Annotated in this window: 15 protein-coding genes, 1 tRNA gene and 2 rRNA genes; 13 read left to right on the top strand and 5 right to left on the bottom strand. The window is 66.4% G+C overall.

Annotation, left to right across the window (positions count from 1 at the left end; translation table 11 throughout):
• The 5 genes from ACTHJR_RS09840 to ACTHJR_RS09860 form a co-directional block, all read left to right on the top strand.
• Nucleotides 1–202: ribosomal RNA gene (locus ACTHJR_RS09840) — 23S ribosomal RNA — on the top strand; the annotation flags it as partial.
• A gap of 135 nt (nt 203–337) precedes the next feature.
• A 5S ribosomal RNA gene (gene rrf, locus ACTHJR_RS09845) occupies nt 338–452 on the top strand.
• 92 nt (nt 453–544) lie between these two features.
• Nucleotides 545–621: transfer RNA gene (locus ACTHJR_RS09850), tRNA-Met, on the top strand.
• A 147-nt stretch (nt 622–768) separates the two neighbouring features.
• Nucleotides 769–1,302: a hypothetical protein gene (locus ACTHJR_RS09855; RefSeq protein ID WP_440522977.1), complete on the top strand. Its 534-nt coding sequence runs from the start codon at nt 769–771 to the stop codon at nt 1,300–1,302.
• Nucleotides 1,303–1,400: 98 nt separating this feature from the next.
• Complete coding sequence (locus ACTHJR_RS09860; protein WP_440522978.1) at nt 1,401–2,045, top strand: hypothetical protein; 645 nt, start codon at nt 1,401–1,403, stop codon at nt 2,043–2,045.
• A gap of 27 nt (nt 2,046–2,072) precedes the next feature.
• Here the strand turns inward: ACTHJR_RS09860 and ACTHJR_RS09865 are convergent, their stop codons facing one another.
• Together ACTHJR_RS09865 and ACTHJR_RS09870 are read right to left on the bottom strand one after the other, a co-directional pair.
• Nucleotides 2,073–3,143 (bottom strand): glycosyltransferase family 2 protein, encoded by a 1,071-nt coding sequence (locus tag ACTHJR_RS09865; RefSeq protein ID WP_440522979.1) that lies wholly within the window; start codon nt 3,141–3,143, stop codon nt 2,073–2,075.
• Entirely contained in the window at nt 3,140–5,617 is a 2,478-nt protein-coding gene (locus ACTHJR_RS09870) for an aminotransferase class I/II-fold pyridoxal phosphate-dependent enzyme (RefSeq protein ID WP_440522980.1), read from the bottom strand. The genes ACTHJR_RS09865 and ACTHJR_RS09870 overlap by 4 nt, the downstream gene beginning before the upstream one ends.
• Nucleotides 5,618–5,716: 99 nt before the next feature.
• Between ACTHJR_RS09870 and ACTHJR_RS09875 the strand changes: the two genes are divergently transcribed.
• The 8 genes from ACTHJR_RS09875 (at nt 5,717) to ACTHJR_RS09910 (ending at nt 12,344) form a co-directional block, all read left to right on the top strand.
• Complete coding sequence (locus ACTHJR_RS09875) at nt 5,717–6,211, top strand: (2Fe-2S)-binding protein (protein ID WP_440522981.1); 495 nt, start codon at nt 5,717–5,719, stop codon at nt 6,209–6,211.
• Nucleotides 6,208–8,358, top strand: coding sequence for a molybdopterin cofactor-binding domain-containing protein (locus ACTHJR_RS09880; protein WP_440522982.1), 2,151 nt, complete (start codon nt 6,208–6,210; stop codon nt 8,356–8,358). The genes ACTHJR_RS09875 and ACTHJR_RS09880 overlap by 4 nt, the downstream gene beginning before the upstream one ends.
• Nucleotides 8,355–8,975, top strand: a complete 621-nt coding sequence (locus tag ACTHJR_RS09885) for an Isoquinoline 1-oxidoreductase subunit (protein WP_440522983.1) — start codon at nt 8,355–8,357, stop codon at nt 8,973–8,975. Before ACTHJR_RS09880 ends, ACTHJR_RS09885 begins: the two co-directional genes overlap by 4 nt.
• A gap of 146 nt (nt 8,976–9,121) precedes the next feature.
• Nucleotides 9,122–9,466, top strand: a complete 345-nt coding sequence (locus tag ACTHJR_RS09890) for a poly(R)-hydroxyalkanoic acid synthase subunit PhaE (RefSeq protein WP_440522985.1) — start codon at nt 9,122–9,124, stop codon at nt 9,464–9,466.
• A gap of 2 nt (nt 9,467–9,468) precedes the next feature.
• Entirely contained in the window at nt 9,469–10,539 is a 1,071-nt protein-coding gene (locus tag ACTHJR_RS09895; RefSeq protein WP_440522986.1) for an alpha/beta fold hydrolase, read from the top strand.
• Nucleotides 10,536–11,069: an N-acetyltransferase family protein gene (locus tag ACTHJR_RS09900; protein WP_440522987.1), complete on the top strand. Its 534-nt coding sequence runs from the start codon at nt 10,536–10,538 to the stop codon at nt 11,067–11,069. The genes ACTHJR_RS09895 and ACTHJR_RS09900 overlap by 4 nt, the downstream gene beginning before the upstream one ends.
• Before the next feature lie 35 nt (nt 11,070–11,104).
• Entirely contained in the window at nt 11,105–11,890 is a 786-nt protein-coding gene (locus ACTHJR_RS09905) for an esterase/lipase family protein (protein ID WP_440522989.1), read from the top strand.
• 58 nt (nt 11,891–11,948) lie between these two features.
• Nucleotides 11,949–12,344 (top strand): endonuclease domain-containing protein, encoded by a 396-nt coding sequence (locus ACTHJR_RS09910; protein ID WP_440522991.1) that lies wholly within the window; start codon nt 11,949–11,951, stop codon nt 12,342–12,344.
• 24 nt (nt 12,345–12,368) lie between these two features.
• Here the strand turns inward: ACTHJR_RS09910 and ACTHJR_RS09915 are convergent, their stop codons facing one another.
• From ACTHJR_RS09915 to ACTHJR_RS09925, 3 genes are all read right to left on the bottom strand, one after another.
• Nucleotides 12,369–12,860 (bottom strand): phasin family protein, encoded by a 492-nt coding sequence (locus ACTHJR_RS09915; protein WP_440522993.1) that lies wholly within the window; start codon nt 12,858–12,860, stop codon nt 12,369–12,371.
• A complete protein-coding gene (locus tag ACTHJR_RS09920) occupies nt 12,860–14,434 on the bottom strand; it encodes a WS/DGAT/MGAT family O-acyltransferase (protein ID WP_440522995.1) in 1,575 nt (524 codons plus the stop codon). The genes ACTHJR_RS09915 and ACTHJR_RS09920 overlap by 1 nt, the downstream gene beginning before the upstream one ends.
• 223 nt (nt 14,435–14,657) lie before the next feature.
• Nucleotides 14,658–15,659, bottom strand: a 1,002-nt coding sequence (locus ACTHJR_RS09925; protein WP_440522996.1) for an ATP-binding cassette domain-containing protein, incomplete at its 5' end; no start/stop codon positions are given.

Below are 15,659 nucleotides of genomic sequence, written 5' to 3' on the forward strand. Positions count from 1 at the left end.
CTCTGGTGTACCTGTCGTCGTGCCAACGGCGCAGCAGGGTAGCTATGTACGGACGGGATAACCGCTGAAAGCATCTAAGCGGGAAGCCTCCCTCGAGATAAGATTTCATCGAGCGGTCGTAGACCACGACCTTGATAGGCCAGATGTGGAAGCGCGGTAACGCGTGGAGCTAACTGGTCCTAATTGCTCTTTTCGCACTTGATGAGTCCCGCCATCAACGACAGCCTTGGGCTGGAGTTGAGGCTTGGATGATCCAAGTCGACGCCAGATTATCGAACTACAACGTTACGAAGTGCACGATTTTAGAACCGTTTCTCGACGTACACCGGCTTCATTGCCTGGTGGCCATAGCGTCGGTGTCCCACCCGATCCCATCCCGAACTCGGCCGTGAAACCCGACAGCGCCGATGGTACTATCGCCTAAGCGATGGAAGAGTAGGTCGTCGCCAGGCATTGCAGCTGGTGTGCGCGCGAGAAATAGTTGAACCCATTCACACCTGTCGGCCGTTCCTTCCCCCCTCCTACGGGACGGCCGGCGCTTTGGCGCGGGATGGAGCAGCCCGGTAGCTCGTCAGGCTCATAACCTGAAGGTCGCTGGTTCAAATCCAGCTCCCGCAACCAAAAGCGCAAATCAGCCCGCCAGGTCACCGACCGGCGGGCTTTTTGCTGTCTGGCACAGCAGGGCTGTCCTTGGTGTGGTCGCGCTTCGAACCGTCCTCTCGCAATGTCCGCTTGCGATCGCTGCCGGCGGCGGCGCAAAAGCGTGGGATGAAGATATCCGCCTTGCATGCCGCGCTGCTCGCGGTTTTCGTCGCCGTCACGCCGGCATCGGGCCAAAACGAAATGAAATCATCGCCCGACGATCGGCGGCGCTTCGTCTCGATCGTCGAGAATCTCGAGCGTGCACCGCTGGATCCAGCGTTGGGAACCGATCGGCGTTGGGCGATCGAGTGGCTGACGGACGCCCCGGATGTGACGGTGACCGTGTGCGCCGATTTGCTCGGTGGCCTGTTGTCCGAGAAGAACTTTGCGCACAGTCCCGAGATCGTCGTCCAATATCCGCTCGCCATGGCTGCGTTCATCATCGAGAATTCCGACAAAGCGAAGGATCCGGACGCACAGCAGCTCGCGGGCATCGCAAGCGCGTTGAAGGCCTATCGCGCGATGAGGAACACTCAGCCCGATAACAAATCGCCGGCTCTCGAGAAGCTGATCGACGCGCAGGACCGCGGCGAGCTTCCGGGGGTCGTTCAAAAGGCCTATCTCCGCTGCTCCGCGAAAGGCGCCAAACGATCCGGGTGATGCTGCGCGACGACAGCCGTCCCCTTCCCACAACCGACCGGGAACCGGGGGGCGGTCGTCATTGACTGCGAGCGACGCGCTTTTTAGCATTCGCCGCGATGTACGGGGCGCCGAGCGACGATCCGCGTGAGCGATTCATCGCGCAGTTCGAATGGGACGGCGCGGAGGCGATCTATCGCGCCAACCGCATAGGTCCCGCTTATCGCGTAAGCGCGGACGAATATGACGCCTTCCTCGACGCTTATGATCGACAGAGCAGGAACACCAACTGGCTGTGCGTTGTCGGTTACCTGACGATCGGTGCGATCGTTCTGTTCGTGCCCCCGATCACGGCCTTCTTTTCATCCGGCCCGGGGAACAGGCCGGTTCCGTTCTTCTGGTGGGTTCTCGCGGTGGCTTCGCTGTGGTTGGCCCGTCGCCGATTGGTTGTCGCGCCTTCCCGGGTCCTGCGCCGCACGCGGATAGCGATTGCGCCGGCCCTGTCCGGTGACGAAAGCCTTTCCCGCACGATCGGCGAACGTTCCTGGGAGTCGCTGTTCGGCGAAGGCGTGGTTTTATGCTTGCTGATGCTCGCGCTGGCCCTTCTATCCGACTTCTTCCGGCAAGGATTGGACCTGACCCTCGGAATAGCCGCGCTCGTGTGTGTGGGCGGTGTGACTGGCACGCTGATGCAGGTCTCACGCAAGTGGAGATTTGAGAGACGCCAACGGCGCGTCGGCCAGCCGGTCGGTTTTCGATCCTAGCAATTCCGCCCGGCCGCGGGCGTTCCGCTATGCCGCACGACCCTTGCGCACTGCCGCCCGCGCGCCGCCGATCATGCGCGAGCCGACCAATTCTTCCATACTCGAATAACCCAAGCCGAGATGATCGGGCCGTACCGCCATCGCCGCCATCAGCCCGATCGTCCCGGCCTTGAGGCCGGCGCGAACGACGCGGCCCCAGCGTAGCGCCGATTCCCAGCGGATCATCCGCAGGCTCTCGGCATCGACTTCCCGCGTGGCGATGAAATGGGCTTGCAGCGCACCGATCGTGTGGCCGAGTTTCTCGAGCGCGGCGCGATCGGGGACCGGCACGGCGCGCATCAGATGCTCGACGATCAGTTTGGCGCCGATTTCGGCATCCTCGAACCCTTCCGCGGCATAGCTTCGCGCGAGCACATGCATCGCGTTGGTGCTCATCGTCTCGGCGTAAAGTTGCGACGCGCCGCCGCCATGCTTGCGATAGAGCAGCAGCGGATCGTCGATCCGCGCGATCCCGCCCTGGCGCGCCATGCGATGATAGAGATCGAAATCCTCGGCATAGAGGACTTCCGGACGGGTGAAGTCCTCGCCGGCGGGCACCGCCTCGCGGCGCAACATCACCGTCGACCAGACCAGCGGATTTTCGATCCACAACAGCCATTCGACCAGCCGCGGCGTGGTCACCGGCGACTTGATGCTCGAGGTGACGGTGCTGTCCTCGAGGATCGCCGCGGTCGCCGCGACCAGGGCGATGTCGGGATGGGCGTCGATATAGGCGACCTGGCGTTCGAGCCGATCATGGTGGCAGATGTCGTCCTGGTCGAGCCCGGCGACATAGCGCCCGCGCGCTTCGGCGAACGCGCGATTGCGGCTGCGGACCGGCCCGACATTGGTATCGGCCGCGATGATTCGCAGCCGCGGATCGCGACAAGCGCGCAGGACTTCCAAGGTATCGTCGGTGGAGCGATCATCGACGACGATCACCTCGAAATCGGCGAAGCTCTGCGCCCACAAACTGTCGAGCGTGTCGCCGATCAGCGCCGCGCCATTATAGGCGGCCATCACCACGCTGACGGTCGGATTGTCGCTCGTCATGCTCATGCCGCCACCCGTTCGCGCTGGCCGAGCACCTGATCGACGATCATCAGCCCGACATCGTTCTGCCATTGCCACAAGCCATTGGCCTGGCCGCGGAAGCTCGGTTCGCCACCCATCTGGCCCCACGGCACGAACCCCGCGGCGAGTCCGATGCCGAACACGCCGGGGATCGGCCGATCCTGCGCGTCGAGAACGCGGCAATGGCCGTCGACCATCGGCCGCCCCGCGTCGGCGGCAAGCGCGATCGGCGTGCCGTCCCCCTCGAACAGCGGCAAGGCGCGTGGGCGATACCCGAGCGCGGCGACGACCAGATCGGCGCGCTCGACGATCGCCCGGGCGTCGGCCTCTGCCGCGCCGATCCGGTGAGTCGCGACGCGCGGATCGGGCGCGCGGCCGTCGATCTCGAGCATTCGGAGCACGAGCTCGCGCGCTTCGAGCCGGAAGCCGCCCAGGCGATAGACGAACCCCGAGACCGGGCAGATGTCGTCCGGGCCGAAATCGGTGAAATTGTCGGCGCGCGCCGCTTCCTCGCTCGGATAGAACGGCCGCAACGGACGGCGGTGGAGCAACGTGACTCCGCCCGCGCCGAAGGCGATCCCCGGGCGGCTGCGGAGCAGCAGCGCGACGCTGGCGAGTGCGCTGGTCGACCCGCCGATCACCGCGACCTTGGGATCGCGCTTACCGCGCAGCAGGTCCGCTGCCCGCTCCAGCCCGCCCGACGTCAGCAATTCGTCCGACTGGATGAGCCGGCCGTCGGCAAGGCGATGCAGCGGCACGCCCGCGACTTGCTGCGTCGCCAGCCGGTCAAGCTGCTGGCTGCCGCCGGTTGCCACCACGATATTGTGCGAACGGCGCTCGATCACCGCGCCGTCCGACAGCCGTCGCAGGCGCGTCACCCAGCCGCCCTGGGACAGACGGTGCGCGCCGATCGCCTCGTGCCCGGTGGCGACATGGCCGCCATGCGCGGTCACGATCGCACCGAGCCGGTCGCCGGTCACACGCAGCAGCGGCCCGGCGTCGGCGAGCGGAACGCCGAGCGCGCCGGCGAATTCGGCCACGCGCCGCGCCGCCGGATGGTCGAGCAGCGCGGCAATTTCAGGATGCGGGTTGTCCTTCACGGCCGACAGAAAGGTTTCCGCGGTCGAATCCGAGGAGATGGCGTAGCGCCCGAGCTGCCCGCCGCCGAGCGTGTCGTCGCGCTCGATGATCGTCAGGCCGCCGCGGGCCAGCGCGACGAGGCGATCCTGCTTCGACGCCGCGGTCAACAGCGCCGTCCCGGCCGGGCCGCCGCCGATCACCAGCAACCCGTCCATGGCCGGCATCGCCTTGGCCTTGGCCGGTGCCCGCTGCGCGCCGACGAAAGCGTTGACCCGCCTCGCGATGTGCCGCGCGTCTTCGGCGGTCATGCGGTCGGTGATCGGCAGCGAGACGATGCGGTCGGCGATATGGTCGGCGACGGGCGTCGGGCCGGCCAACGCGTGCTCACGGATCCAGGGCTGCTGGCCCAGATGTGGGCTGAAATAGGTGCCGCAGCCGATTCCGTCTTCGGCCAGCGCGGCAATCAGTCGGTCGCGATCGACACCGTCCGGCAATAGGGCCGGCATGAATTGCGACGCGCGCCGCATGCCCTGGACCGATTGCAGCGTCAGTCCGTCCAGCGCCTCGCGATAGGCTGCCTCAACCGCCGCGCGTCCATCGACCGCGTCGTCGATCGTCACTAGCTTCGACCGCGCCATCGCCGCGACCAGCTCGGGCATCTTGGCGTTCATTCCCGGCATCACCGCCGAACGGCTGCCGGCGAAGCCGAAATTAGCCATCGCGCGCAGTTCGTCGATCAGCGCCGCGTCACCGCAATGCACTAGGCCTCCTTCGGCAACCGCGAAGGTCTTGGTCGCGTGGAGCGAATAGACCACCGGGAAGGGTGCGCCGGCGCCGAATCCCTCGCCACAAGCATCGATCGTCCCGAGCGATGCCGCGGCGTCGACCACGACGCCGACCTGATGCCGGCGCATCAACCACGCATAACGGTCGAGGTCGATCGCGTTGCCGAAGGTCGCATAAGGCACGATCACCGCGACGCGCCCGGCATGCTTTTGAAGCAACCGTTCCTCGGCGGCGGCGTCCATCGCCCATTCGTCGGGATCGATATCCGCGAGAAGCGGCGTCAGCCCGCACCATTCGGCTGCCTGCGCCGTCGCGGCGAAGGTGAACGCGGGCATCAGCGCCAGTTTGCCGGTCCCGCGCTCGCGGCCGATCGCCTGGCGGATCGCCAGCATCAGGCCGAGCGTCGCGTTGGCGACCCCCAGGCACGCCCCCTGGCCGCCGAACAGCCGCGCGGTCGCTTCGGCTTCGAACGCGCGCAATTCGGGGCCGTTGTTCGAATAGATGCCTGACCGCTCGATCCGCTCGAGCACGTCGCGATGCTCGCTGAGGCGCGGCGGGTTGGGATCGGCCAGCGGATAGCGAAGGTGAGCCATTGCCTCTCGCTTAGTGCGAGCGAGCTAAGAAGCGGTTACGCTTGGCGACCGATCGTTCCGGGGGTAACGTTGACTTGCGGGCAGCAGGGAGACGCTGGCATGGCGATCGAGTTCCTCCTCAACGGCAAGAAGACGTCGTTTGACGGCGATCCCGATACGCCGCTGCTCTGGGTGATCCGCGATCATGTTGGGCTGACCGGCACCAAATATGGCTGCGGCATCGCGCAATGCGGCGCTTGCACTGTCCATCTCGACGGGAGGAACCGGCGGTCGTGCATCACGCCGATCGATACCGTCGCGGGCCGGTCGGTGACGACGATCGAAGGCGTCAGCGGGCCGATCGCGGAAGCCGTACAAAAAGCATGGGTGGCGATCGACGTCCCGCAATGCGGCTTCTGCCAATCGGGCCAGGTGATGAGTGCGATCGGTCTGCTCAAGGAGAAACCCAGGCCGACCGACGCCGATATCGATGCCGGGATGGCGGGCAACATCTGTCGCTGCGCCACTTATGTCCGTATCCGCCAGGCGATCAAGAACGCGGCCGCCGAGGCGCCCGTTGGCAAGGATGCCGCCGGCCTGAAGGTGCCGGCATGACCGCGCTCGAAACCGATCGCCGCAAGTTCCTCGCCGGCTCGGGCCTGGCGATCGGGCTGATCCTGCCGATGCGCGGCGCGCGGGCGATGGCGTCCGAACCGACCTTTGCGCCCAATGCCTTCGTCCGGGTGCTGCCCGACAACACGGTGAGCGTGGTCATCAAGCATGTCGAGTTCGGCCAGGGGCCGGCGACTGGTCTCGCCACCATCGTCGCCGACGAGATGGATGCCGACTGGGGGCAGGTTCGCGTCGAGTTCGCGCCGGCCAACGACCCGCTCTACAAGAACCTCGCGTTCGGCACGATGGGCACCGGCGGATCGACCGCGATCGCCAATAGCTGGATGCAATTGCGCAACGCCGGCGCCGCCGCGCGCGCGATGCTGGTCGCGGCGGCGGCCAAGACCTGGAGCGTGCCGGCCGGCGAGATCAACGTTGCCAGGGGCGTGGTCAGCCATGGCGCCAGGAAAGCGACTTTCGGCGAGCTGGCGGCGGTCGCGGCGACGATGCCGGTGCCCGAGAAGCCGGTGCTCAAGACTCCCGATCAATGGACGCTGATCGGCACCGACGTGACCAAGGTCGACAGCCTGATCAAATCGACCGGCGCCGCGCAATTCACCATGGACGTCAAACGGCCGAACATGCTGGTGTCGGTCATCGAGCATCCGCCGGCGTTCGGCGGCAAGGTCAAATCGTTCGACGACAAGGCGGCATTGGCCGTCCCCGGCGTGGTCGCGGTCAAGGCGATCCCGCAAGGCGTCGTCGTTTACGGCAGGGACACCTATGCGGCGATGAAGGGACGCGCCGCGCTGTCGGTCGATTGGGACGTGAGCCAGGCCGAGACGCGCTCGACCGAGAAGATGCTGAGCGACTATCTCGCCCAGGCCGGCAATCCCGGCACGCAATGCGAGGCGAATGGCGATGCCGCCAAGGGGCTGGCGGGCGCCGCCAGGACGATCGAGGCGACTTACATCTTCCCGTTCCTGGCGCATGCGCCGATGGAGACGCTCGACGCAGTGATCGAGCCTCGGGCCGGCGGCGCCGATTTTTGGTGCGGCAGCCAGTTCCAGGTCGGCGACACGCGCGCGGTGGCGGGCGTGCTCGGCGTGCCGTTCGAGGGGATGGCGCTTCACGAACAATATGCCGGCGGCAGCTTCGGCCGCCGCGCCACGCCCGACATGGGGCACGCCGTCGAATCCGCGGAAGCGGTCAAGGCGCTCGGCGGAACGCGCCCGGTCAAGCACATGTGGACGCGCGAGAACGATCTCGCCGGCGGCCGCTATCGCCCGTTGATGGTCCACAAGGTGCGCGGCGGGGTCGATGCCAAGGGCGCGATCGTCGCGATCGACATCGTCACCACCGGCCAGTCGTTCATGATCGGCACGCCGTTTTACAATCCCAAGGACCCATTCGACGAATCGATGACCGAAGGACTGACCAAGGCGGCCTATGCCTTTCCCAATTACCGCGTCGGCGTGAACGTGATGAAGAACGGCGTACCGACCCTGTGGTGGCGGTCGGTCGGCAACACCCACACGGCTTATGTCATGGAGACCTTCCTCGACCGGCTGATCGCGCTCGGCGGACAGGATCCGATCGCGGCGCGGCTGGCGATGATGAAGGAAGACCGCTCCAGGGCGGTGCTGCGGCGCGTCGCCGAGCTTGCCGGCGGACTGACCGCCAAGGCCGGCCGAGCGCGCGGGCTGGCCTTTCACAAGAGCTTCGGATCCTATGTCGCGCAGATCGCCGAGGTGTCGGTCGGCGCCGGCGGCCTGCCCAAGGTCCACAAGGTCTGGGCGGCGGTCGATTGCGGCGTCGCGGTCAATCCCAATGTCATCCGTGCTCAAGTCGAAGGCGGGATCGGCTACGGCCTGGGCCATGCGCTCTATGCCGAGATCACGCTCGGCGAGAGCGGCGTGGTGCAGCAGTCGAATTTCGACACGTACCGCAGCCTGAGGATCGGCGAGATGCCCGATGTCGAGGTGGCGATCGTCAAGTCGAACGTCGAACCGACCGGGATCGGCGAGCCCGGCCTGCCGCCTGCGGCACCCGCCGTGGCCAACGCCTGGCGCCGGCTGACCGGCAAGGTGGTCGACCGCTTGCCTTTCGCGCATCCGTCCAACCTTGCGGTGTTGGGAGAAAAGGCATGATCTCGCTCCCGCGCTTCGGCCTGTTCGCCTTGATCGCGGCGGCGATCATCCTGCCCTTGTCGATTGCCCGCGGCGGCGAGGCGTCCGGTTTGCGGCCCGCCAGCGCCTTCGCCGGCATCGCCGATCGCAACGCGCGGTCGGTCGCGATCTTCACCGAGATGGGCAAGGTGCTGATGTCGCCGCGCTGCCTCAATTGCCATCCGCGCACCGACAGCCCGACCCAGGGCGACGCGATGCTGCTCCATTCGCCGCCGGTCACGCGCGGGCCCGACGGGTTCGGCGCGGCGGGGATGGAATGCGCGACTTGCCACGGCCCGCGCAACGCGCCGTTCGGCAATGGCGGCGGGTCGGTACCGGGCAACGACAAATGGCATCTCGCACCGCGGTCGATGGCCTGGCAGGGGCTGACGCTCGGCCAGATCTGCGCGGTGATCAAGGATCCGAAGCGGAACGGCGGACTGAGTCTCGACCGGATCGTCGAGCATAATGCCAAGGACGATCTGGTCGGCTGGGGTTGGCATCCGGGCCCGGGCCGCAAGCCCGCGCCGGGTACGCAGGCCGAGTTCGGGGCGCTGACCCGGGCGTGGGTCGAAACAGGCGCCGCTTGTCCCAAATAACTCCACCGTCATGCCGGACTTGTTCCGGCATCCGACGTGCGACAATGGTTGGAGTCGCGTGTGGAGCGTTGGACCCCGGAACAAGTCCGGGGTGACGACGGAAATGTCCGCTTGACGTCCCCGGCAACGCGACTCAGGATGCCGGCATGACTAGCACCGACCCGGCAGCGTTCTTTCGCGAGATGCTGGGCGAATGGGAGAAGATGGCGAACAAGGTCGGGGGCGACTTCGCCCGATCCGACGAATTCGCCCGTGCCATGCACGGCGCCGGCGCCGCGACGATGAACACGCAGGAAGCGGTCAGCGCAATGATGGCCCGCGCGCTCGCCGCCGCCAACATGCCGAGCCGCGCCGAAATCGAGGATCTGTCGGGCCGCCTCGCGCGGATCGAGGACCAGCTTGGCCGGATCGAGGGGCTGCTCGGCGGCAAGCCGGACCGCCCGGCGCGACCCAAGCCCCGCCGCACCCGCAAGCCGCCACAGGCCGGATAGGAATGGCGACCGCCCCCTTCGATCTCGCCGACGCCGCCGCGCGTGAGTTCGAACGGGCGATGCAGCGCAATCTGAAGGGGCTGGAGTATTTCCAGACCGGCGGCCCGACGCTCGGCGCGACGCCCAAGGACGTGCTGATCGAGCGCGGCACGATGCGGCTCTATCATTATCATCCGCGTACCGACGACGTGTATCGCGTGCCGCTGCTGCTGGTCATGGCGACGACCAATCGCGGCTATATCTTCGACATGGTGCCCGGGCAGAGCCTGGTCGAATATCTGCTCGACGCGGGCTTCGACGTGTTCATGCTCGACTGGGACGCGCCGCGCGCCGACGAGCGCGGGCTCAGCCTGGAAAGCTACATCCTCGACTTCCTGCCGAGCGCGGTCGCGCGGGTGAAGGCGGAAAGCGGCGAGGACGAGTTGACTGTCGTCGGTTATTGCTTCGGCGGCGTCTTGTCGCTGCTCTGGGCCGCGCTCCATCCGGACAGCGGGCTGGCCAATCTCGTCACTTTCACCACGCCGGTCGACTTCTCGAAGATGGAGATGTTTCAGAGCTGGGCCGACCGCCGCTTCTTCGACGTCGACCGGCTGGTCGACACGTTCGGCAATTGCCCCGGCGATTATCTGTACACCGCGTTCGACATGCTGCGCCCCGGCCAGCGCGCGGCGGGCAATATCCGGCTCTACGACAATCTGTGGAACGACGATTTCGTGAAATCGTATCGCATGTTCGATCGCTGGTCGGCCGACATATTGCCGCTGGCGGGCGAATATTTCCGCCAGACCACCAAGAAGCTCATGTGGGGCAACCAACTGCTCGAAGGCACGCTGGAGGTCGGCGGGCGCCGCGTCGATCTCGGCAATATCACGGTGCCGTTCCTCCATGTCGCGGCCGAGCACGACCACATCGTGCCGACCGCCGCCTCGGCGCCGCTGATCGGCATGATCCGCTCCCGGGACAAGAACGAGATCGTGCTGAAGGGCGGGCATGTCAGTCTGGTCGCCGGCGGCAATGCGATCAAGCGGCTGTGGCCCAATCTGGTCGAGTGGCTGGGAGTGCGATCGATATGAGCCATGCCATCCGCCGCTTCCGGCCCGGCGATGCCGAGGCGATGGTCGCCTTCGCCCGCGCCTTGCCCGAGCACGATCTGCTGTTCCTCAGCCGCGACGTGCGCGAGCCGCGTGTGGTCGCCGCCTGGCTGAAGGCGATCGAGGACGGTGAGATCGACAGTTTGATCGCCGAGGATGACGGTACGATCGTCGCGACCGCGGCGTTGGTCCGCGACCCGCTGAGCTGGAGCGCGCATGTCGGGGAAGTGCGGCTGCTGGTCGCGGCTGGCCGGCGCGGCGCGGGGTTGGGCAGCGATCTGCTCCAGGGTATCTTCATGATCGCCAAGGAGCGTGGGCTCGCCAAATTGGTCGCGCGGATGACGGTCGATCAGACCGGGTCGATCGCCTTGTTCGAAGGCGTCGGATTCCGTGCGGAGGCGATGCTCAAGGACCAGGTCAGGGGCGCCGATGGCCGCAGCCACGATGTCGCCATCCTGAGCTACGACGCCGCGCGGGTGGCGGCGCTCCATGCCGCGACCGGGATCGAATGAAGGGGGCGGTGCGTAGTCACCGGATGAGAAACACCATGCCACAGACCGATATCCAGACCAAACCGCCCTCGGCGCTGCTCGCGCTGACCGAAGTGCCGCGCGCGCTCGCCGAACTCGGGGCCTTACCCTGGGCGGCGCCCTTGCTCGCGGCCGCGCCGCGCGGCGACGGGCATCCGGTGATGGTGCTGCCGGGCTTCGTGACCAGCGACCGCTCGACCGCGGTGCTGCGCGGGTTCCTCAACGGCTTGGGCTATGACGCGCATGCCTGGGAACTCGGCCGCAACCTCGGGCCCAAGGCGATCGGGCGGCATGGCGAGAAATTGATCGCGCGGATTCTCGAAATCCATGAGGCGACGGGGAAGACGGTCAGCCTGGTCGGCTGGAGCCTGGGCGGCGTGATGGCCCGGCTGGCGGCCAAGCGCATCCCGCACGCGGTGCGCCAGGTCATCACCTTGGGCTCGCCCTTTTCCGGCAGTCCCAAGGCCTCGAACGTCTGGCGCGCCTACGAGATGCTGACAGGGCAGAAGATCGACGATGCGCACACCAAGGCGCAATTGAACGAGGTGTCGGCACCGCCGCCGGTCCCCTCGACCGCGATCTATTCGCGCGCCGACGGCGTCGTCGCCTGGCAGAATTGCTGCGAGGAGATCGGCCCGACCAGCGACAATATCGAGGTCTATGGCAGCCATTGCGGGCTGGGGGTCAATGCCAGCGTGCTCTACGCAGTGGCCGACCGGCTGGCGCAGGTCGAGGGCGACTGGCATCCGTTCGAACGGACGGGATTGCGCGCGCTGGTCTATCCGTCGGCGGGGCATGCGTGAGCGTGAAGTGAAGCGATAGCCCCTCCCCTTCAGGGGAGGGGTGGGGGTGGGGGAGTCGATGGCCACCGAAGCCGAACTTCTGAGGCGGGCTCACGAAATGCGCCGCAACCCGACCGAACCTGAGAAAAGATTGTGGCGATCCCTGTCCAACGGGCAACTCGACGGCTTCAAATTTCGCCGTCAGCACGTCGTGTTCGAAGCTCAAGCGATCGTCGACTTCTTCTGTCCAGCCATCGGTCTGTGTGTGGAAGTCGATGGCGACACGCACGATGATCTAAGCGACGCATCACGCGATGCGCGTCTGAGGGCTCTCGGATTTAAGGTCATACGTTTCGGCACTTTCGACGTCATCTCGAATATCGATGGTGTCGCGCATCAGCTTCTCGATACGGCAAGCTCACTGCCTGGGCGCTGGCCGGGGAGAGCTACTCCCCCACCCCAACCCCTCCCCTGAAGGGGAGGGGCTTTTTATACAGCCCTATTTCTTCCCCATCGCGTCCCGGCCGAACTGCATGATCAATTCCCCGATCTCGCGCGCATGGGTGAGCGAGCGGGCGCCTTGTTGCTTGAGATAGTCGCCCTGGATCTTCGCCACTTCCGCCGGGTTCTTGGCGTTGGCCGCGGCGCGCATCGCGGCGAAGGCCTGGCGGGTGTTCTCCTCCGCCTGCTCGAGCATTTTCATGCTGACCGCGGAACTCTGCTTGGCGATCTTCTCGCCCGAGGCCTTCAATTTCTCCCCCGACTTCTTGAAATTCTCCCCCGCACCCTCGACGCGGTCGGCGGCGTCCTTGGCTCGCGCGGCTGCCTTGTCGGTCGCGTCCTTCGTCGCCTTCGCCGCGCGCTCGGCGGCTTTCTTGGTCGCATCGGCGGCCTTGTCCGTCGCATCCTTGGCGCGCTTCGCGGCTTTGTCCGCGGCGCTCTTCGCATGCTTGGCGCCGGTGTCGATCGCGTCCTTGACCTTCTTCGCCATCATTTCGCTCCTTTGGCGCGAGGGGCCCGCGCGGCGGGCTTTGTTGTTGGTTTGGCGGATGTCCGCTTGGCGGCTGGCTTGGCCGGCGTTTTGGTCGCCGCGGCTTTCGGCGCGGCCTTGGGTTTCGCGGCAGGCTTGTTCTCGTTGGCGCCGCGCGGGTTGGCGGCTGCGGCTTTCAGCTCCTCGAACGATTGGCGCAGCGCCGCGGCATAATTGTCCGGATCGGGCAGCATGTCGCGGTCGGCGGTGAAAGATACCGCGATCGTGTCGCCGTAAGAATAGACCGGATTGATCAGCCCCATCGAGTCGAACACCGGCGCGGTGCCGTACATCGCCAGCATCTTCGCGCCGCAGAAATAGAGCGGTACGCGCGGGCCCGGAATGTTGGTGACGACGCAATTGAACGCCGGCGCGTGCATGTTGGCGGCGCCGACCCGGGTGTAGAGCCGCGCGCCCAAACCGGCGAGGCCGGAGGGGATCAACTGGCTGTAATCGGCCAAATTCTTGGCGCCGACCGCATTGGTCATCGCCTTGGAATTGACCGCTTCTCCATGGACGAAGCGCAGCCGCTCGAGCGGATCGGCGATCTGCGTGCCAAGCCCGACCACCATCGCCGAAACGAGGTTGCCGAGCGCCGCCTTCTCGCCTTCCTGCCGCACCGAGATCGGCGCCATCGCGGTCAGCGTTTCCTTGGGCAATTCGTCCTTGCCGAGCAGATAGGTGCGGAGCGCGCCGCCGACCACGGTCAGGATGACGTCGTTGACCGTCGCGCCGGGGATCACGTCCTTGACCGCGCGCACCTCGGCCAGCTTGAACGGCACCGCGTCCCACACCCGGTGCGCCGAGACCTTGCCATTGAACCGCGTCTTGGGCGCGGGGCGGGTGTTCTTGAGCGACACGTCGCCCTTGCCGGCCTGGACCGCGAGCCGCGCCATGCCGGGCAGCGAGCGGCCGATCGTCTCGGCGATGCGCATGGGCTGGAGCAGATTGTTGAAATAGCTGCGGGTCAGCAATTCGGCGACGCGCGGCATGTTCTCTGGCTGCCAGCTATCGGGCTTGTCGGGCGCCGACATCCTTGGGTCGACGTCGTGGACCGCCGCCGACATCTCGACCCCCGACATGCCGTCGATCGCCGCGTGATGCACCTTGGAGACGAGCGCGAAACAGCCGGGCGGCAGACCGGGGATGTTGTCGAGCCCCTCGACCACGGTGAATTCCCAGAGCGGCTTGGTCAGGTCCATCGGCCGGGCATGGAGGCGTGCGACCTGGATGCAGAGCTGGCGCCAGTCGCCGGGCTTGGGCAACGCGATATGGCGGACGTGGAATTCGAGGTCGAATTCGGGATCCTCGATCCAATAGGGATGATCGACGTCGAACGGTACGCGGACCAGCCGCTGGCGGAAACTGCGCGCGCCCTGCAATCGGCTGGCAATGAAGCGGAGGATGTCCTTGAACCGCACAAACCCGCCGGGCGCGGTCGACGGATCGTAGATGCCGACCGATCCGATATGCATCGGCGTGTGCGGGGTTTCGAGATAGACGAACGACGCATCCTGCGCGCTCAATTGCTGCATCAGGCCCTCTCCTCCTGCGCCCGGCTGTGGCCGGTTTGACGGGAGCCTATCATGGTGAAGGGCGGGGGGCGAATCGCCAATGTGGACACGTCATGGTCGTCACCCCAGCGAAAGCTGGGGTCTCGGGCGTTGGCGCGATACGGCTTGAGATCCCAGCTTTCGCTGGGATGACGGAGGGGTGCGCGACGGCGCTAACACTCCCTCTCCCCCAGGGAGAGGGAATCTAAGCCGCGACCGCTTCGAGCTTTTCGCTGGCTTCCATCCAGACCGTCTCGGCCGCCTCGATCTTCGCCTCGACGTCGGCGCGGCGCTTCATCAGGTCGGTCATCGTCAGCTTGGTGAGGTCGGCCGCGGCGGAAGAGGGGTCGAACATCGCGCGGTCGATCGCGCTGCGCTGCTCGGTGAGCTTCGCGAGTTCGGCTTCCGCCGCCTTGGCCGCCTTGCGCAGATGCTGGCTCTGCTCGCGCGCCTCGGCAGCGGCGCGGCGGGCGTCCTTGCGGCTGACCTTGGACTCCGACGCGCCTTCGGACGCCGGCTCCTTGGCGAGGACGAAGGCGATGTAATCGTCCAGGCTGCCGTCGAATTCCTTCGCGGTGCCGCCGTCGACCAGCACCAGCCGGTCGGCGCTCATCTCGATCATGTGGCGGTCGTGGCTGACGATCACCACCGCGCCCGAATAGGCATTGAGCGCCTGGACCAAAGCCTCGCGCGCGTCGACGTCGAGATGGTTGGTCGGCTCGTCGAGGATGAGGAGATGGGGCGCGTCACGCGTGATCAGCGCCAGCGCGAGCCGCGCCCGCTCGCCGCCCGAGAGCTTGCCGACCTGGGTCGTCGCCTTGTCGCCCGAGAAGCCGAACCGCCCGAGCTGCGCCCGCACCGCGCCCGGGGTCGAGTTCTTCATCGTCCGCGTCATGTGCTGGAGCGGCGTGTCGCCGGTATCGAGTTCCTCGACCTGGTACTGGGTGAAATAGCCGACCTTCATACGCCCGGTCGCGTTCATCGCGCCTTCCATCGGCGCGAGTTGCGCCGCCAGCAAGCGGGCGAGCGTGGTCTTGCCGTTGCCGTTGCGGCCGAGCAACGCGATGCGATCGTCGGGATCGAGCCGCAAGTTGAGCCGCTTGAGGATCGCGGTCTCGCCATAACCGACCGCCGCCATGTCGAGCGTGATCAGCGGCGGGCGCAATTCCTCCGGATTGGGGAAGTCGAAGCTCAGCGAGGGATCGTC

It is taken from the genome of Sphingomonas sp. (assembly GCF_051962185.1).
GTDB lineage: Bacteria > Pseudomonadota > Alphaproteobacteria > Sphingomonadales > Sphingomonadaceae > Sphingomonas.